Source organism: Variovorax sp. M-6, assembly GCF_052114385.1.
Lineage (GTDB): Bacteria > Pseudomonadota > Gammaproteobacteria > Burkholderiales > Burkholderiaceae_C > Variovorax.
Map to the genome: position 1 here is coordinate 126,407 of NZ_JBFREQ010000005.1, position 18,130 is coordinate 144,536.

Annotated in this window: 19 protein-coding genes and 1 pseudogene; 11 read left to right on the forward strand and 9 right to left on the reverse strand. The window is 60.3% G+C overall.

Translation table 11 applies throughout. The features are described 5' to 3' along the window. Window positions 1-3: 3 nt before the first annotated feature. Window positions 4-420 (reverse strand): hypothetical protein, encoded by a 417-nt coding sequence (locus AB4Z46_RS07965; protein WP_442282942.1) that lies wholly within the window; start codon window positions 418-420, stop codon window positions 4-6. A gap of 393 nt (window positions 421-813) precedes the next feature. Continuing rightward, window positions 814-1,161: a hypothetical protein gene (locus tag AB4Z46_RS07970; protein ID WP_442282943.1), complete on the reverse strand. Its 348-nt coding sequence runs from the start codon at window positions 1,159-1,161 to the stop codon at window positions 814-816. A gap of 161 nt (window positions 1,162-1,322) precedes the next feature. On the opposite strand from AB4Z46_RS07970, the pseudogene AB4Z46_RS07975 reads away from it, so the two are divergent. Both AB4Z46_RS07975 and AB4Z46_RS07980 read left to right on the forward strand, forming a co-directional pair. Beyond that, a pseudogene (locus tag AB4Z46_RS07975) lies at window positions 1,323-1,621 on the forward strand (integrase); the annotation flags it as partial. Window positions 1,622-2,180: 559 nt separating this feature from the next. Continuing rightward, entirely contained in the window at window positions 2,181-2,852 is a 672-nt protein-coding gene (locus AB4Z46_RS07980) for a hypothetical protein (protein ID WP_442282944.1), read from the forward strand. A gap of 66 nt (window positions 2,853-2,918) precedes the next feature. Here AB4Z46_RS07980 and AB4Z46_RS07985 read toward each other — a convergent pair whose 3' ends face one another. Further along, complete coding sequence (locus AB4Z46_RS07985; RefSeq protein ID WP_442282945.1) at window positions 2,919-3,272, reverse strand: hypothetical protein; 354 nt, start codon at window positions 3,270-3,272, stop codon at window positions 2,919-2,921. Between the two features lie 261 nt (window positions 3,273-3,533). Between AB4Z46_RS07985 and AB4Z46_RS07990 the strand changes: the two genes are divergently transcribed. The 7 genes from AB4Z46_RS07990 to AB4Z46_RS08020 all read left to right on the forward strand — a co-directional run bounded on the left by AB4Z46_RS07990 (window position 3,534) and on the right by AB4Z46_RS08020 (window position 9,345). Continuing rightward, window positions 3,534-4,016, forward strand: coding sequence for a GreA/GreB family elongation factor (locus AB4Z46_RS07990; protein ID WP_442282946.1), 483 nt, complete (start codon window positions 3,534-3,536; stop codon window positions 4,014-4,016). 402 nt (window positions 4,017-4,418) lie between these two features. Beyond that, window positions 4,419-4,775: a DUF1801 domain-containing protein gene (locus tag AB4Z46_RS07995; protein WP_442282947.1), complete on the forward strand. Its 357-nt coding sequence runs from the start codon at window positions 4,419-4,421 to the stop codon at window positions 4,773-4,775. 194 nt (window positions 4,776-4,969) lie between these two features. Then, window positions 4,970-5,896, forward strand: a complete 927-nt coding sequence (locus AB4Z46_RS08000) for an alpha/beta hydrolase (protein WP_442282948.1) — start codon at window positions 4,970-4,972, stop codon at window positions 5,894-5,896. 790 nt (window positions 5,897-6,686) lie between these two features. Further along, window positions 6,687-7,313, forward strand: a complete 627-nt coding sequence (locus AB4Z46_RS08005; RefSeq protein WP_442282949.1) for a hypothetical protein — start codon at window positions 6,687-6,689, stop codon at window positions 7,311-7,313. Window positions 7,314-7,510: 197 nt separating this feature from the next. Further along, entirely contained in the window at window positions 7,511-8,131 is a 621-nt protein-coding gene (locus tag AB4Z46_RS08010) for a hypothetical protein (RefSeq protein ID WP_442282950.1), read from the forward strand. Between the two features lie 301 nt (window positions 8,132-8,432). Further along, entirely contained in the window at window positions 8,433-8,924 is a 492-nt protein-coding gene (locus AB4Z46_RS08015) for a hypothetical protein (protein WP_442282951.1), read from the forward strand. A 172-nt stretch (window positions 8,925-9,096) separates the two neighbouring features. Next, window positions 9,097-9,345, forward strand: a complete 249-nt coding sequence (locus AB4Z46_RS08020) for a hypothetical protein (protein WP_442282952.1) — start codon at window positions 9,097-9,099, stop codon at window positions 9,343-9,345. A gap of 161 nt (window positions 9,346-9,506) precedes the next feature. Here the strand turns inward: AB4Z46_RS08020 and AB4Z46_RS08025 are convergent, their stop codons facing one another. Further along, a complete protein-coding gene (locus AB4Z46_RS08025) occupies window positions 9,507-10,211 on the reverse strand; it encodes an SOS response-associated peptidase (RefSeq protein WP_442282953.1) in 705 nt (234 codons plus the stop codon). Between the two features lie 999 nt (window positions 10,212-11,210). Here AB4Z46_RS08025 and AB4Z46_RS08030 point away from each other — a divergent pair. Together AB4Z46_RS08030 and AB4Z46_RS08035 are read left to right on the forward strand one after the other, a co-directional pair. Next, entirely contained in the window at window positions 11,211-11,690 is a 480-nt protein-coding gene (locus AB4Z46_RS08030) for a hypothetical protein (RefSeq protein WP_442282954.1), read from the forward strand. A 247-nt stretch (window positions 11,691-11,937) separates the two neighbouring features. Beyond that, on the forward strand, window positions 11,938-12,975 hold the full coding sequence (locus tag AB4Z46_RS08035; protein WP_442282955.1) for an IS110 family transposase: 1,038 nt from the start codon (window positions 11,938-11,940) through the stop codon (window positions 12,973-12,975). 892 nt (window positions 12,976-13,867) lie between these two features. On the opposite strand, the gene AB4Z46_RS08040 is transcribed toward AB4Z46_RS08035, so the two are convergent. From AB4Z46_RS08040 to AB4Z46_RS08060, 5 genes are all read right to left on the reverse strand, one after another. Continuing rightward, window positions 13,868-14,944 (reverse strand): maleylacetate reductase, encoded by a 1,077-nt coding sequence (locus AB4Z46_RS08040; RefSeq protein WP_442282956.1) that lies wholly within the window; start codon window positions 14,942-14,944, stop codon window positions 13,868-13,870. Further along, entirely contained in the window at window positions 14,941-15,279 is a 339-nt protein-coding gene (locus tag AB4Z46_RS08045; protein ID WP_442282957.1) for a Dabb family protein, read from the reverse strand. The genes AB4Z46_RS08040 and AB4Z46_RS08045 overlap by 4 nt, the downstream gene beginning before the upstream one ends. A 7-nt stretch (window positions 15,280-15,286) precedes the next feature. After that, window positions 15,287-16,120, reverse strand: coding sequence for an intradiol ring-cleavage dioxygenase (locus AB4Z46_RS08050; protein ID WP_442282958.1), 834 nt, complete (start codon window positions 16,118-16,120; stop codon window positions 15,287-15,289). 63 nt (window positions 16,121-16,183) lie between these two features. Then, the gene (locus AB4Z46_RS08055) at window positions 16,184-17,263 is read right to left on the reverse strand and encodes a branched-chain amino acid ABC transporter permease (protein ID WP_442282959.1); all 1,080 of its coding nucleotides are present in this window, start codon (window positions 17,261-17,263) and stop codon (window positions 16,184-16,186) included. Between the two features lie 12 nt (window positions 17,264-17,275). Next, window positions 17,276-18,130 (reverse strand): branched-chain amino acid ABC transporter permease, encoded by an 855-nt coding sequence (locus AB4Z46_RS08060; RefSeq protein WP_442282960.1) that lies wholly within the window; start codon window positions 18,128-18,130, stop codon window positions 17,276-17,278.

An 18,130-nucleotide genomic window follows, 5' to 3' on the forward strand; every position in this document is an offset into this window, starting at 1 on the left:
CTTTCACTGGGCGACGAGAGTCACGACCTCACCATTGGAGTTGCGCTTGTAGAAGAGCATGTTGTCTTTCAAGCGCACGTCGTTGCAGCTGCTCTCGAGAGTCTTGCGCATATCCTGGCACAGCTTCTCACCGTCGAGCCGCACTTTCCCGTCGAGGATGCCGTCCTGTGCCGTCAGCCGATACGCGAAGTCGGGACCGAAGTCCATTGTCCATGTCTTTCCGTCCGCCCGCTTCCCGACGAACTTCTTACCGGCCAGGCCTTTGAGCGAATCTGTAGTCACTGGGGCTGCGTCCGCGGGGAATTCCTTCGGCTGCGCCACGGCGACTCCAATCGCCAGCACCACCGCCACGAGGGCGGTTGCGCGCGCACGGCGCAACAAAGTCAGGTGTGAAACGAAGCACGGGTTGGCGGTAGGCATGCGGTCACTCCTTCTGGTTACCGACGAAACACTTGTGGGAACTGCGTCACCCTACGACCTCGCGCTCGCTCAATCAACGCAGCTTGGAATTGTCGCTGGCGTCGCAGGGCCATCCCTACGAGTTCATCGAGGCATGAACGCCCGGCGTGCGCTCAACGCACTCAGCGGCAGCCGCCGGACACTGGCCTGCTAAGGCTTCCTTGTGAGAACGCCAAACGTGCAGCACGAGCCACCGGATATCTTTGTGCCGTCATAGCATATTTCCATTCGTCCCGGGGTGACCATCCTCATGATGATGAGCGCACCGCTCGGCAAGACAGCCTGCAATTCGTTGTCGACAAACTTGCCCTCCGCCACCGATTCCGTGGGCGCAATCTTTGCGGATGCAACGGCTTAGACCACTCCGACCTTCTCGGGCGAGATGTCCTTGACAGCAATGTTCACATCCAACTGCTTGTTCCGCGCCATCCAACCCGTCCAGAGACCACTCCACCGTGCTTGCGATTCAGCAGTCCCCGGCCCCGGTGGGTTGATGGTCGTCGCCGGCATTGGCGCCTTTACAGGACTGCCGGACATTCCCGCTTCCTGCTGGCCCATGTATCCCGGCCAGAAGGTCGAACCGGCTTGCGCACTTCCAAATGCCAAGGTGCACGCGAGCGCGGCCATGGCCCCCATTGGGCGATTCATTGCCTTCTCCTCGATTTTGTTGTAGGCAATTTGTATCAACTTAGTCGGGCGCATGCAAGAGTGCGGCCCTCCACAGTTTTGAGGAGGCGTCACCGGCGGAGATGTGCTGACCGCCGGATGGATGTGGAGGCCGTACCCGCACAAGGAGGGCAGTGCAAATCGACATGCCCGCCGCCGGCGCAATCTGAGTCTCCATCTTCAGAAAGGAGCTCATCATGGAAGCAACTTCGATGCGTCACCGCGAGCCGTGGAACAAGGGCAAGCTTGTCGGGCAGAAGCCCCCCCCATTCAGGCCAAGGGAATTTGGGCCATCCGGGTGCGCCTGCAGCTGCGAGGTCGGGTGCGCGACCTCGCGCTGTTCAATCTTGGCATCGACAGCAAGCTCAGAGCCTGCGACCTGGCGAAGCTTCGGGTCCGTGATATCTCCAGTGGCGAGCGCGCGGCTGCACGCGCCAAGGTGATGCAGCAAAAGACTGGACAACCCGTGCAGTTCGAGATGACGGGCCCGACGCGACCAACCTGGGACGGGCAGCCCTTCGCTACTTTGGTACTGCGCGCACCTCGAGGTGGGGGTCGGAGCCCCTGAGACGAGTTCTTTGGTGACCCTGGCAAAAGCGAGTGTGTCGCACAGCGCCTGCTGGGCGTCGATGCAGCCGTTCTACCAGCACCCTCGGTCACTCGCAGCTTTGAGGCCAGCGAGTGCCGTTGGCCGGGGGCTGAGGACCTCACGCCCCTACTCGGCAGGTTGTGAGCGGCGGGAAATTCCCAGCCGACCTGGCTTCGGGCCCCAAACGCGTCGCGATACAATATGTTACACGACCTAGCCCGGCCTGATTTCTGTTGGCTTCACTTCACGCTGCAGCGGCATCGACCGCTGTAGCTCAAAAAAACACGTTTTAGGACACATGAAGCAACCAACTCGACTCCCAATTCCGTTCGTCCTCGCACTTGCACTTTGCGCCTGTGCCGTGCCGCCCGGCGCCTCCTCTCAAGGGGCCGACAAGTCAACCAACGCGGCGCCGGCCGCCCCTGCGCCAGCACTTTCCAAGCAAGGGCCACTGAACCGCAGAGACGTGGACGACATCCTGGCCAAGGCCAGGTCTGCTCCTGCGGCGGAGAAGGTCCTTGCCGGTAAGCCTGTGTCGCTCTTGCTACAACACACGCTCAGCAATGACAAGGACGACACGAATACGTTCGTGAGCTCGTCGAGACAGGACCCGTCTACCGTATACAGCTGCGATTCTTGGAGCAAGGGCTTCGAGCAGGCTGGCTGGGTCAACGGCACTGTTTCGCGCGTTACGCCGCGCACCAAGACAGACGCCTATCGCCACCTCAAAATCTACCTGACCGGATGCACGGCAGGTACAGCCCCCGCATCCGACCTGTCCATTGTCCCGATGAAGGCCCTGGAGCTCGAGGGCCTCGTCAAGGCCAACGCCTTGGCAGAAAGGAAGAACGGGTACTACCAGGGTGGCGATGGAGGGACAGCCAAGTCGAAGCGACAACTCGAGGACAAGCTCGTTGCCCTCAAGGTGGTCAAACACTACAAGGCCTCCCTGCCCACCACTTGGGCGTTCGAAGCCAGCAAGGCGCGAAAGGATTTTGCTGTCGTATACAACTGCGCAAGGTTTGACAAGAGCTTCAAAGTTGGAGCGACGGTCTATGGCAACGTCGAGGACTTGCACCTGGGCATGGATGACGAGGACGTCGGCGTCGTCCTGAGCAACTGCCGCACGAAGCGGTAGTCTCAATCTAAGGCGCAAATCCTCCTTAGGGCGCACTTGTGTTCGCCCTTTTCTTTGCGGCTGGCTTCAGGCGAACATGCCGTGGAGGAACCCCGCGCTCTCTTCGCTGTCGCGGCGCGTCTGGAACACCCAGAGCGAGCCGGCGTGCTCGCTTGGCGCAATGAAGTAATCGCGCGCGACGTGCCTGGTCGCTGACTCCTCTGCTTGAGGGGCGGCACGTCCGCCGGCGGCGCGTCGCCAGTCGGCCAGGAGCGGACGGTCAGCACTGTGGCAGGATTCGGTCACTTCTGACGAAGCTCGAACGCAAAAATGATGAAGTTCTTTCCCAGCAAGAAGGTCGACGGATTCCTCCACCTCGTTGATGGAGCCCTTGGGCTGTTCTTCGTTTCCGGGGCCGCGTTGGCGGCGGCGGTCGGGCAACTGATGTTGGGCGGCATTCTTGCGGCGCTAGCGTTGGGGATGTTTCTGCGGTTCGAGCGTGGTCGCGTACGAAAGTGAATCTTCCGCCGCTGACGGCCAAGACCGGACGGTCGCCGATGCCGCTCAGTTCGGGCGAAAGCAGACATCCGCGGCATGCGCATAACGGATTTAACCTGCACCCAACAGAAGCGTCTCAGGCTGGGAGCCCTTCATAATCAAGACCTGCCTCTCCCCGCTTTTTCGAGATGCCTACCTTTCATCATGGATAAATTCTTGCTGCAGCAGCGAGTGCTGGAACGGCTCGCCGAAGACCTGCTGCAAGCCGAACAGGCAGTGCGGGCGGCCCATGAAACGGCGACTCACGAAGAAAACATCGCCGAAAACAAGTACGACACATTGGGACTCGAAGCCGCATACCTGGCCACCGGCCAAGCTCGGCGCGCCGAAGGCATCCGCCAGGCGATGGCAAATTGGCGCCAATTCCGCCCGCGCCCCTACGACTCCAGCAAAGGTATACAGCTCGGCGCGCTGGTCTGCCTAGTCGATTCCAGCGACAAGCAGCAACTGCTCTTTCTCGGGCCGGATGGGGGCAGCATGAAGTTGGTCAGCGGCGCTCAGCTCGTTCAGGTCATCAGCAGCGAAGCCCCTTTGGGCAGGGCCATGCTGGGTAAATGCGAGGGTGATGAGGTGTGGATACAGGTCGCTCCAATCCGACAGCAGTTTGAGGTGCTGCGGGTTCATTAAGCCGCAAGCAAGCCCACGCCGAATTGGCCGAGGTCAGCAGAACGTGCCCGGAGGCTAGACTTCTGCTGCCGGCCATCACCGGCCGTTCGAAGACGAAGCCCTGCTCCCTCGAAAAAGTCGAACAGCGGGTTACTCGGGACGACACGCTCGCGAAGTGGCAGAGAAAGGGTCTTCTCGACATTTCGCTTGCTAAACGGCACTTGGTTGGCGAGGGCGTCAACGGTTTTCCATAGCGTCGCGGCGCCGGCTTGGTGCTTGATGCTACAAGGTCCTCGTAGTGGTGGCGGTCTTGATGTCGCTGACCGGCCAAGACCAGACGTTCGTAGCGCCGATGCCGGGCGGTCAAAAATAAGCCCCATCCCTCCCGGCCACGCGTGAGGCACCTTAATGTGAAGCATGTCGATGAAATCTGTTGAAGCGTTGGTGGAAGACATTCGTTTGGTGAGCGAAGAGCGCTACGAGACCATCCAGGCAGTCCGTACGCTGATCAGGAAACTTGTCAAGCCTCTGTCCGAAGAGGTCAAGTACGGCGGCATCCTGTTCTCTTCAGGTGAACAGTTTGGTGGAGTCTTTGCCTACAAGGACCACGTGTCGGTTGAGTTCTCGATGGGTGCGGCCATCATCGACACCTTCGAGTACCTAGAAGGCGGTGGCAAGTTGCGAAGACATCTCAAGCTCGCTTCGCCAGCAGACATAGAAAGTAAGCGGTTGGCCGAATACGTTCCACTGGCCGTGAGGGCAGCAAACGATGCAGCCTGACCCTTCCTCGAGCGGATGTCCCAAAGCCTACGACTTTTGGGCCGTCGCTCCTGCCACACGCTGAGTGACTGCCTCCGGGGACAGTCCAGCGTCCGCTTCGGGTCCCTTCGCGAAGGCAGAGCCACCGGCTACAGTCGGCCAGCAGCTGCCGGTGGTGGGAAGACGCAGTGGTTCTAAAGTTGACGAAAAATCCTATGCATCGACGTTTTCCACATTTCCAGTTGATCGCCCTGATGGTCAGCTTCGGCGCTTGTAGCGCACCGACTCACGCCCAGACCCCATCGACGCCAAAGGTGCAGTCTGGCAATGGGCACCCCTACGAGATCGTCGACAGCGAGGTATGGGACGTGCCCGATCCCATTTCCAAACGCGGCTACCAAATTTTCGTTGCGTTGCCGCCGTCCTACGCAAAGCAGCCACAGCGGCGCTACCCCGTGCTGTATGTGACCGACGCCGACTACGCCTTTCCGATCATCCGCCAGCTAGGGCGTCGCCTGAATGTTGAAGGTCCCCAGATCGAGGAATTCATTCTCGTCGGCCTGTCTTATGGAAAGGGTGAGGACGGCAGTGTCAGCCGTCAGCGTGACTACACGCCTACACCGAACGGCCCGAGTATTGCACCCCCCAATGCGATCCATGGTCAGGCGCACGCCTATCAGCAATATCTGCGCGATCAGGTAAAGCCCTTCATCACCGCTCGCTACCGGGCCGACCCTGCCAGAGCAATCTTTCTGGGCCACTCCTACGGTGCGCTGCTTGGGACGCAGATTCTTTTCACCGAACCTGGCTTGTTCAGCAGTTACATCCTCGGCAGTCCGTCCCTCTGGTACGACAAGCGACATGCCTTGAAGCTCGAAGCGGGCTATGCCAAGCAGAATCAGGACCTGAGGGCGAATGTCTATCTTTATGTCGGTGCCTATGAGGCCTTACGCAAAGGTGACCGACGCTACAACCAGACGGTAGACATGGTTGCCGACAACCGCGCGTTGGAAGCGGCACTGATAAGCAGAAAGTACCCGAGCTTGAAACTGAAGTCAGCGGTCCTGAACGACGAGGATCATCTCACTGTCGCACCACGAGGCTTCACACAGGGAATAAAGTATCTGCTGCCAGTGCGCTGAATCATCACATTGAGCTGACCAGTCGCAGCAAGGCTCCGCTGGGTATGGGCACCCGCTGCGCAACCGGTTGGCCGCAACGGGCCCCTTCGCGACGGCGGTGCGACCGGCTACAGTCGGCCAGAACCAGTCACTCGAGCCCGCCCCCAAATTCAAGCGAAAGCTGACGTTGCGGGACGGTCCAAGTGGAGATAGACGTTGAAATTCCGAGCGTTGCACGGGTTGAGGGACCAGGTGAGGCGAGCCACGCTCGAAATACCTGCGGGCGCGCCATACCCCCTAAGCGCCGGCTTCCTGTTCAACGAGCCGGCAAGTGCGCCTGCGATTTCCAGCCTGTCGAGCGGGGGTCTTGCAATCTCCAGCGAACATCGGGAGCTCTTGGAGAGAGCGATGGGTCCGAGATTTACAACCGCGCGGGCGTCGACGGGTTCAAGGTGTACGCAACCCACGAGCTGACCCGGATTAACGGCCTATTGAAGGAGTCCTTGGGGGACGACTGGCCGAGCGGTCTCACAGTTTCCATGAGCTGCATTGGCGACACGGACTATGTTGCTGTTGACCATTCGACGGGGGGCGACTGCCTCGTAGTTGACTGCTTCATGGAGTATCCGCCGGACGCATGGAAGCCAATCTGTGCGACGTTGGATGACTTCTTCGAGCGGCTGGTATCCGCCAACGGACAGAAGTTCTGGCTCGACTCCAACTTGCAGCGGTAGGTCGCTCGCGCGTGGCCGATGCGGCATACGTCAGAATGCGGCCAAGAGCGGAACTACACCATGTGACTCCGGCGTAGATGCGCCCCACAGAACAACCTAAGGGCAGGAGAGCAAAACCGTTGGAAATATCTACAGCACAGAACAAGGCCGCCGGCGAGTTGGTCGACTTAGTCGCGAGCAAGCTTGGTTCGGGCCGTGCCGTCCACTCCGAGACTGCCATCGCCAGTACTGCTCGATTGGCAGGAAGCCTGCTCTTTCGGTCGTTCAACTTAGACATTTCACCCGCGAAGCCGGGGTCTGTGGTACTGAGCCACGAGGCCAACGAGGCAGGGCCGCAACTCATCACCATCATGTCCGCGATGCTGCAGCACTTCGGAGTTTCATTGAATCAGGAGAAGCTGGGTGGGGAAGCGTCAAAGCGCGGTGGTCCGACGGAGCTTTCAGTAGTCGAGTCGTTGGCTTTGTTGCAGGACGACGCGATGCGCATCTCACACGACAATGGGCTGGGGCTGAAGGAAGCTGCTCAGGCCGCCGCCATGGCGACGGCTTTTGTTGTCAAGGAATGCGCTGGGACCCTTGGTCCTGAGGTCAGCTTCAATATTTCTGCTTACAGCTTTATCGAGGGATGCAAGACGGTCCCTCCAGACATTGTTGCGAGCTCGACTTCGCCTGTACAGAAGAGGCCATGGTACAGGGTGTGGTAGCCGTCGGGCGGGCACCGGCCAGGACCGGTCATTGGAGCCCCCCGTCCAGTTCGAGCGCCGTCAACCGAGAATTGCCGCCCTGATTCGCATCGGCCAGGGGACCGCTCCGCTTGCAGTGTACGTCAATATAGTTACACTTGGTTTCATTGAGTGGCGTACGTTCCTGCCCCACCCTTCAGTAGTCCAAGTGACCTCGCATGACGCCATCTTTTGCTTGCGCTAGGCGCATCGCTTTTTCTATTTTGGTCGCAGCAGCAATCGCTGGCTGCGCAGGCCCAAGAAACTCGGTGAAGCATCAAGTTGCCCTCAAGGACATCGTTTGGCTTGAACCCGCCGATGAAGAGGCTGTCATTTACCTCTTGCGCGCGCCCCACGACAACTCTGTCATTCTCCCAATAGTCGATGGCGTTTCAGTCTCAAGGCTACCCGTCGACTCGTATGTCGCTGTCAGGCTTGCTGCAGGAACGCATCGACTGACCGCGGCGAAAGTCGGCGCTCCAGAAACCAAGGCCGCGACGTTAGCTGTGGACCTGAAAGGTGGCGAACGCCGATTCTTCTACCTCTCCACAGCACTTCCTAATCCAGAACGCATGAGCGGAGCAGCTGGGGCTGCGGTCGGAGCCGGCTTCGGCATCATTGCTCAAGTCGCGGTCACCGCATTCATCGCGGGAGCCCACAAGCAGGTCGACGACTATGGAACCTATTCATGGGTCGAGTGCGAGGACCTTGATGCCCGCGGCATGGCCTCGTTTTCTACGGAGATGGCGCTTGGAACTGAAAGTCTGGGAAAGGCCACGACCGAAGCCAAACCGAAGTGAGGGGTTCGGTAAGCACGACGTACGTCGCAATGCGGCCAAGAGCTGACGGTGGACATGCGGCCCAAATTGAGCAGCGTCGCCGTCTCGTCAGCGTGCGGTCAGTCAATGACGAAGTTGGGTCGGTTGCAAGGAACAGCGACACCTGAGTGCATCAACCATGTGACAGTCGTTCTCAGTGTTGTTGATTCCGTCCAAGGTCAAGCAGATGATGGTCAGTCGCTGCGGGGGGCAAGTTGTTGCCAATCGAGAGTCGCGATGAAGCGCAGCGTTCGCGCGACCTAGCCTACCCAAAGGAACAACCATGACCCACATATCGAGAAACTTGCGGCTGGTCGGCACACTGGCTTTCACGCTCATGTCCTTTGGCGCCTGCGGTCAGACGCCGATGGTGCTCCGGTCCAACTGTCAGGGCGTCGGGGCGGCACCGCAAGAACCCGCTGGTGAAGGCCGCACTGTCTCTGTGAGTCAATACAGCTGCCTGAACGAAGGCGGACCTCTTGAGGGCAGCGTCATGACAGGCACGACCATTTGGGACTCGAATAAGGGCGCAAGTGTGTCTCTGTCGGGAAGCGGCGTGATTCGCAAGCCGGGCTCATTGGTCGTCTACGTGGTTACTGAGTCCACCAACAGCACCACGATGGTTGACGGCAAGGTCACCGGCTTCAGCGGAACCGGGAAGGGCGTCTATCAGTTGGCTACGGGCGGCGCCTCTTCGCTTGCGGGGAAGTCATTCACGTTCAAGTTCCATAGCACCGGGTTTGGTCGATTCGTGGTTGACACCTCGCTGGATTAGCCGAGCGTGACAGGCGGGCTCGCATATGCCGTCTGCTTAGAGTTGACATCTACCAGGTTCACTCGCGGGCAACTTTGTCGTGCCGGCGGAGCGGCCACGGAAGGTCTGAGCGTCGGGCAGAATCCGGCCACGACCGGACGTTGAGAGGCGGCCCACGATTCGGAGAACAAGGATGGATGAGGAAAAGCTGTTTGGCCTTGAACTACGCAAGGACTACCTGGAGGTCATTCGCCGAGGAGACCGCTTTTTCGTCCGTTACGATGCAGGCGCTCAGCAGATGGCATGGCGAGAAGACGAAATCAGCGAGCAGGAGGCCATGAGCATTGGCTCCGGCAGGGCCGGCGAATATGACGTCATAGTTTGCCTGCAAAGGCGCCTGAGGTTGGATGCAAACACCTCAAACTGGCTGCCGCCGACGTGAGGCAAGATTCGGCCAGAATAGGACCTACGGCCTGACCTGGGTGGTTGCGAACCCACGTAACGGGAAGCGCTCTTCACGCCTCTTTGTCATCAACGAAGCCGGAAGGTGCACTGCAGAGCATCGAGCATGGCATCGAGACGGCACCGGTCACGCTGTGCTGATCAAGCGGCCGAGCGCTTCTTCTCGATGGGGTTGGCGGTGAGCCCCTCGGCCGGATACGCCCGCATGAATTCGCGCGCTTTCTCCGGCTGGGCCGCGTTCAGCCAGGCGCCATACGAACCTTCGTTCAAAATCGTCAACATGCGCTTTTCGCTGCCCGGTTGCCCGTAACGGTGCATCAGCGCGTGGCTGTTGGCGTTCACCGTGAGCAGGCAGAAACTGACGATCACCTCGCCCTGCGCACCGGTCCAGCACTCCCACAGACCGGCCACGCCCATGGGTTTGCCGTCCACCCGCGCGACACGCGTGGACACGGCTTTGCCGCTGCGAAAGTCGTCTTCGTGAAACGCCATCATCGGCACGATGCAACGCTGCGCACCCAGCCAGGCGCCGCGAAAGTTGTTGGACGTGGTCGCGGTCTCCGAGCGTGCGTTGACCAGCTTGGTCGAACGCAGTTTTGCGTCAGAAGCGGATTTCACCCAGGGCGGGACCAAGCCGAACTGGCCCACGACGAGCTCGCGTCCGATCGCGCCTGCGTACGGGTGTTCGGCGCCTTCGACCGAAGGCGGTGCCGGTTGGTTGCGGATGAAAACGCCTGGGCGGCAGGGCCAAACCTGGCGACCCACCGCGGTGTCGCTGGGCGCGTCGACGTCAAAAATATCCCGGTACAGGTGGTCGGGACGCAGGCATTCGTATTGGGAGCTCATGGCGAGGATGGTAGACCGCGCGCTTCGGCGTTTTGTCGGTGTACGCGGGTCATGAGGCCCCGCTGCCGATCCAAGACCCACACAAGCGGCTGACAGCCGCCACATCCCGCAAGAGAGACCTAAGCACTGGCTCCAGCGGACGGTTTCGCCGCCCGCTGAGATTCAACGTTGAACGACCGCTTCGGGCCCGAAGCGCCTGGTAGCCGACAGGTACAGTCGGCCAAGACCAGACCTTCGCCGATGCCGCCCAGTTCGCGAACACCCCGAGGATGGCGCCTCGCCGGCCGGCTACAGGCGACCAACACGGACATTGGTGAACCTGCCTCAATCGCGCACAGTCGTTATCAGGCCCGGTGTTTTCCCTAGGCAGATTCGTATCAAGCCGACCCTCGATTGACAACTTCAGTGTTACATTTTAATGTAACTAACTGTTGATTTGAGGGGCCTAAATGGATGGAGGAGAACAGTCGGTCGCGCGGGCCGGAAAGATCATGCGCCTACCTGGCATGCGCTCGCGTGCTGTGCGGCGGCCCTGATATTGGCTGCAGGTGGTGGGGGCGGAGGCGGCGGAGTCCTGCCAGGCACGGTCCAAACCACCAGCCCTTCTACAAGTGCCGATACGCCCCCGGGCACTTCTTCTTCGGTACAGATCACCTATCTTTGGAGCTTGGAGTCAAAGCCCGCAAACAGTGCGGCGCTATTGTTCGACACGACGTCGCCTGTGGCACAGATGCAGGCGGACGTCGTCGGCACGTACAAGTTCAAGCTGGTCGTATCCAACGAAGGCAAGACCAGTGCCCCGTCTGCGTGACTGTCGAAGCCGTTGCTCCAGGTGCGATGACGCCCTTTGCTTCGTTCAAGGCGTCCGGGTCGCGCGTTCTGGAGTCCTTGGCTTGACATCGAGGCGGACAGCGGTTTCATGGGTTCTGCCACTAACAATTCGGCGTTTGCCGAACCCCCAATTGGGGCCGGGGGATACGGTCCCGCTCGAAAAGAATCATGAAAAGTTCCTTGTTGATTGTTGGCGTCGCGCTAACGCAGGTAGTCGGCTGCGCGTCGATTGTGAGCGGACAGAATCAGAGTTTGTCCGTCGAAACCCGTGATGCAGTTGGCCCAGTGGTTGGTGCGAACTGTAAGCTAGAGAACGACAAGGGCACATGGTTTGTGACGACGCCGGGCTCCACCACCGTGCGGCGCAGCCTTGCAGACATGGCGATTCGCTGCGACAAAGACGATGCGGTGCCTGGCATCTCTTCGACCAAATCATCCACGAAAGGAATGGTTGCTGGCAACATTCTCTTCGGTGGTGTAATCGGCGCTGGCGTTGACGTGGCCACCGGCGCGGCGTTTGACTACCCGAGCCTCATCACCGTCGAAATGGGAAAGACTAGCGCTCCGGCAGGCGATGCAGAACAAGTTGCGCAACAGAAGAGAGCAGCCTGCATTCGCGCCGGCACCGTGGGTGCTCCTGCCTGCTAGCCCTGCATTCAGACCCCCACTTGCGCGAATACGGTAGGGAAGGCCTGAGCAACTGGCCGATGCCTTTCGCCTCCTCCTGAGCGTCCGCTTTTGCGTGGGGTCAAAGACCGCTTGGGGCCCGAAGCGCCTGGTAGCCGACAGGCTACAGTCGGCCAACACCAATGGGATGGACGCCCCCACCCGTACCGGCATCAATGTGCCAAAGTGGAAGTGTCAGCAACCACTTGAACCGAGAGGGGCGTCCACCATGAAGATTACGACTGTTGGCATCGACCTGGCCAAGAATGTGTTTCAGGTTCACGCAGTGGATGAGCATGGCAAGGTTGCGTTGCGCAAGCAACTGCAGCGTGACCAGATGACTGCTTTCTTCGTGAACCTCCCGCCGTGCCTCATTGGCATGGAGGCATGTGGCGGCGCCCACCACTGGGCGCGCACTCTGCAGGGCTTCGGCCACACGGTGCGCTTGATGTCGCCACAGTTCGTCAAGCCCTATGTGAAGAGCAACAAGAACGACGTAGCGGACGCCGAAGCCATCTGCGAGGCCGTCGCCAGGCCCAACATGCGATTCGTGCCGGTGAAGAGCGTCGAGCAGCTGGCCGTGCTGTCGCTGCATCGGGCGCGCCAAGGCTTTGTCATCGCCCGCACGGCACGGGCAAATCAGATTCGCAGCCTCCTCGGCGAGTTCGGCCTGGTCATCCCGAAGGGCATCTGCCACGTCGCCAAGCAAGTCCCTGAGGTGCTTGAAGACGCGAGCAACCAACTTCCCGGGGCGTTCCGTCGACTCATCGCTCGCTTGACCGAGCATCTCAAGGAACTGGACAAGCTGGTCCACGAGTTCGAGGACCAAATCAAGGCATGGCATCGCAGCAGCGAGCTCAGCCTCAGGCTCGAGAATATTCCCGGCATCGGGCCCCTGGGAGCGAGCGCCCTGGTGGCCTCCATCGCGGATGCGAACAGCTTCGACAACGGCCGGCAACTCTCGGCCTTGCTCGGCCTCGTGCCGAGGCAGCATTCGAGCGGAGGCAAGCCAACGCTTCTGGGTATCAGCAAGCGCGGAGACCTGTACCTGCGCACCTTGCTGATTCACGGTGCGCGCTCGGCCATCGTGGCGGCGCAGCGCAAGACGGTGAACACCAATGTGTGGCTCGCGAGCCTCCTGAATCGACGACATCCGAACGTGGCCGCGGTGGCACTGGCCAACAAGAACGTGCGAACGGTCTGGGCGCTGCTGGCCCACGGGCGAGAGTTCCGACCTAACTACGTGCCGCCGCAGCTCGCTGCGTAGCCGACCCAACCCATCAACACAGAAGGCAGGAGACTGAACCATCGATTGCTCAGGCAATCACGCAGTGATGGCAAGACAGGTAAGACCGTGGTTGGCGAAGCCCAGAACGTCCGGGGCACCTTGAGTGCGAAACACCAATAGAGGAGCCGACCAGCAAACCCCATCAGGGACAGCGGCGAAAAGCCGCAGCGAAAGTCCGAATGTACGGGTGCAATCGAACCTCCGTGTCATCATCAACGATTGCTTGGCAAACCGGGGGCGTCCATGTACGGACGTTCCCGACCACCTCTCAAGACATGACGATGTCAGACATCCAGCCCACGAACCCGCTCCTTCTGAATGACCAGGACGTCGAGTACGCGCACCCCAAATGTTGCGGGGACGAGGACCTGGTGTTCCTACGCTGCCCGTCGTGCGCTCACATCTGGGTTGACTGCTACGAGTGCGATACCTGGTTCGTCGACTTGGCCGACCTTTCGAACATACAGCACCCCGACCAAGCGGCTGACGGCCGCGTGGCGTGCCCCAGATGCGCGAAGCCATTTGAAGATGTCCGATACCTGAGCGCAGGGGTTGTCGACAAGTACTTGCCCACGGCCGACCAGGTCGCTGAGGCTGGCTATGCTCCGCACCTGGCTCAGCATCTTCGGCGCCGATTTGGCGTCGCCGAGTGAGCCTAGCAGGCAAGATGCGGCCAAAAGCAGTCGGTCGCCCGCGCTGCAGAATTCGTGGGATAGCAATCGTTCGCGGCCTGGACAGGTCGAACACCAATCACCTCGGTATCGCGCGCAATGGTCACAGCGCTCTGATTCAAGGTTCTGTATCCGCGTTTGTTGTCCTCTGCGGGTGACCTCCGCATCGCCACCCTAGTGGTGAACTCAGAGGGGATTCGTCATTGCGCTGGCCGCGCTCCATCATAGGCGTCCTGGAGCAACTGCCGAATCGCTGGCCATTCGGCAGGCCCGAAGGGACGCGGATTCCAGTAGGGGGCAGCCACGGCTATGTCCGCAGCTCGGTTCAGGTCTGCCTCCTTCATGCCAATGTCGCGCAATGAGAATGGGGCTCCGTTGGCGCGAGCGAGGTCATAGAGGCCGCTTGCGGCGGCTACGCCGTCCCTACCGAGCGCCCGTTCAATGCGCGCCATGGCATCCGGTGCGGCCTGTGCGTTGAAGCGAATAGCGTGCGGCAGAACAACCGTGTGCACCTCCGCATGTGGAAGATTGAAGCTTCCTCCCAACGTGTGGCACAGCTTGTGATGCAGTGCCATGCCAACGTTCCCCAGGACGCTTCCACACAGCCATGCACCATATAGCGCGTCACCGCGTGCATCGACATTGTCAGCGCGCTCACGCAGGGCCGGAAGCGCGCGGGCAATGGCGCGGATACCTTCCTCTGCCATCAGGTCCATGACTGGATTACCGTCGCGAGCGTAGAGGCCCTCGGCGGCATGAGCGATTGCGTTCATGCCGCTCGTGACCGACAACGAGACGGGAAGCGTCAGGGTCAGGTCGGGGTCGTAGATGACGGTTCGCGGCAGCACGCGAGAATCGCGGCCGGTCTTCTTGAGACCACCCTCGGTTATGCCGTAGATGGGCGTCATCTCACTGCCCGCGTAGGTCGTAGGAATCGCGAGAATGGGCATCCCGGATTCCATGGCGATGGCCTTGCCGAGTCCCGTCGTCGAACCGCCACCGATTGCGATGGCGCAATCGGCGCCGAGCTTGCGAGCCTCCTCGCGCGCTTCTCGTGCTGTTTCAATCGGCACGTGCATCACTGCGTGCGGAAAGATGCCTGCAACGCGGCTTCCCAGGCGGTCGGCCACCATCTGCGCCTGGTGCTTCTGCTCCGGCGTCGACAGCACGAGCGCTCGATGCGCCCCTAGAAGGTCAATCTCCCGTTCAAGGTGCGCGATTGAGCCGGGTCCAAACACGACTCGCGAAGGTTGGCCGTTGTAGACAAATTCCTTCATGTCTTCGCCGCTCCGGCCATGGCGTCACGCGCGTCATGCACCTCGTAGTCAACCTGGTGCCTGGCAATCCTTATTCCAGATAGTTCGTCGCGCACACGCAGGTGTGCAGGATGCGTCGCGTAGCCTTCCAGGGCTTCCCACGACTCGAACTCGCTGTTCAACACGACGTCGCACGCATAGTCGACCTTGCTCACATCGACGCCAATGTCCATGGATATCAACCCCGGGATACTGTCCTTAAGTCCCAGGAAGCAGTCTCGAACCAACTGAATGTTGCGCTGCTTCTCCGCTGCGATGGTTCCAACGACATTCCACATCACAATGTGCTTGACCATTGCGCTACTACTTTGAGTTTGGGCTGAGCACGAAGTCGTACTCGACGAGGTAGGTTCCATCGGACTGTTTCTTCCAGTCTGCAATCAACGACTGCCGAACGCCGAATACGGCATCTGAGTCGAGGTAGGCATCGTCGCTGCGGAACACGTGCGTAATCAACGTCTCGTAGCCCTCGGCCTTGATGAGGAAATGAAGATGTGCGGGGCGCCAGGGATGGCGGCCGAGAGATTCCAGCATGTCGCCAACCGGACCATCGTGCGGGATTGCGTAGGGTACTGCGAGGATGGAGCGGAAGTGGTAATGCCCTTCGGAATCAGAGTGCAGGATGCCGCGGGCCTGGGCCCCGTCAATCTCGGCATGCTGCACGTCGTAGAGCCCATCCTCGTCGGACTGCCAGACGTCGATAAGAGCATTGGCAACGGGGCGACCGTCAAGGCCGCGCACGGTACCGCGAACAAGACAGGGGATGCCGCGTGCGCCGTTGGAGATGTCTGCGCCGAGCTCGTACTCGGGAGCGCCTTCGACGTGGAATGGACCAAAGACGGTCGCTTCAGTACAACCCGTTGGCTTGTCGTTGTTCTGAGCAACGGTGAGCATCGAGAGACCGAGCACGTCCGACAGCAGAATGAATTCCTGTCGCTTGTCGTCAGTGATATGGCCGCATCGCGTCAAGAACTCAATGCCCTTGAACCACTCCTCTTCAGTGAGTTCAACCTCGCGTGCGAACGCGTGCAGGTGATTCACCAGGCTTGTCATGACTTGCTTCAGCCGCGGGTTTGTGCATTCTGCATGCCGTGCCAGCACGGCTTCTGTGATGGTGTTTTGGTCCAAGTTTCGCATGGGCTCTCCAGATTTTTGTGATGCTTGTGACTTGCCTTGTCGGCCCTGCCGACGCGGCGTGGTTCACTCAGGGTGGTGGGCGTTGAACGCGAGCGCTGCGCTTGCCGCGGACGCGGCATTGATGAATGCTGGGCGTTCAGAAGGCACGAGGCGTCTAGAGGTGGGAAACAAGGACCAACCCCAGCGTTGTTGTACGAAGCCCCAGAGTCCTTGTTTGAAGAAGACGGTGGTGACGATAGCGATGAGGCCGAGTCCGATGAGGTACCAGCTGCCGTAGTCGCTGAATACCTTGTTCAGTGCCCAGAAAACCAGGGCTCCGACAAGCGGGCCTTCGATGCGCCCGATGCCACCAATCACCACCATGAAGATGGCGAACGCGGTCCAATTCACGCTGAACGCCGCATCGGGGCTGATGCGTAGATTTCCGACGAAGTACAAAGCACCGGCCAATCCAGCGCCGAAGGCGCTTACCGCGTAGACAGCCAGCTTCATGCGGTCCACGGCGATGCCTTGGGAGCGCGCAGCGACTTCGTTGTCACGGATGGCCAGAAGCGCCAGTCCTTGCTTGCTACGCAGGAACAGGTACACCATGGCGACCGATGCCACCACGCAAGCCAGCGCCATCCAGTAGGTCCCGGACTCTCGGGTTGCCTTGTCGATGCCTCGTAGCGCGGTGAGCGTGGTGCCAGAGCCACCACCGACGGCAGAGATGTTGGCGACCGTCAGGCGGAACACCTCAGCGATGACCCAGGTGCCGATGGCGAAGTAGCCTCCTTGCAAGCGAAAGGCGATACGGGACACCGCAATCGAAATCAGGCCGGCGAGAACGGCACCGAGCAAGACACCGACGAACGGGTTGACGCCCCAGACGTTGCCCAAGGCGAGCATGGCATAGCCACCGAGCCCGAAGAATGCCTGTTGGCCAATCGACACCATGCCGCCGTACCCGGCGAGCAGATTCCACATCATCGCGAAGATGAAGTAACACGAAATCTCGACGAACTCACGCATCCAGCTGGAATCGCCCCACCATGGAAGGCTCGCGAGGACGACGACGATGGTCAGGCCCAGCCAGAGAAGCGAAGTACTTGCGCGCGTCCCGCGAGCAATGCGGTAGTCGTGAATCGGGTGATTTGCTTGCACGTTTGAATCTCCTTAGCCGCGCGTCTTCGGCATGAGGCCTTGCGGTCGGAGGACGAGCAGGACCAGAAATACCAGGTGACCGGCCCAGATGCCCCAGCCAGGGTCCAGCCGGAAGCCGACTTGTTGGGTGATGCCAAGCAGCATCGCGCCTGCAAACGTTCCCCAGAAGCTACCCATGCCGCCGATGATGACGGCCTCGAACGCGAACAGCAGCAGCATCGGTCCATCGGACGGTGACACCATTGTGCGCATCGCCTGAAGAGTGCCTGCCAGACCTATCAATGCAAAGGCGATGGCCGTCGCGAACGCGCAGACCTTGCGGGCGTTCAGGCCCATAAGTTCTGCGATTTCCTGGTCATCGGAGACGGCCCGGAAGGCGCGGCCAAGCGCGGTACGCCCGAACAGCCACTGGAGAGCAACCGTGACGAGGACTGCCAGTAGAAGAATCAGCAGCGGGAGCGTGCCTACCGACAGGTCGCTCGTGAGGGCCCAGCTCTGCGTGTTGAAGCCATCGGTGTCGATGGAGCGAGGGTCGGCGGAGAACGTTTCCAGGAGCAGATTCTGGATGACGATAGATAGTCCGAATGTCACCACCAGCGATGGCAGCGGGTCCTTGCCCAGCGTTCGATTGAGAACGACGAACTGCAGCGCGAAGCCGGCGAGCGCAGCCACGGGCAAGGTCACCAACAGCGCAAGCCATGGCGGCATGCCGAACATGACCAAGGCGACCGTCGAGAACGCGCCCAATATGATGAAGTCGCCGTGGGCTGTGTTGGTCAGGCGCATCACGCCGAAAATGAGCGATTGGCCCTGGGCAAACAGCGCATAGAGGCCACCCAGCAGCAGACCTTGAACGAGGGTCTCCAT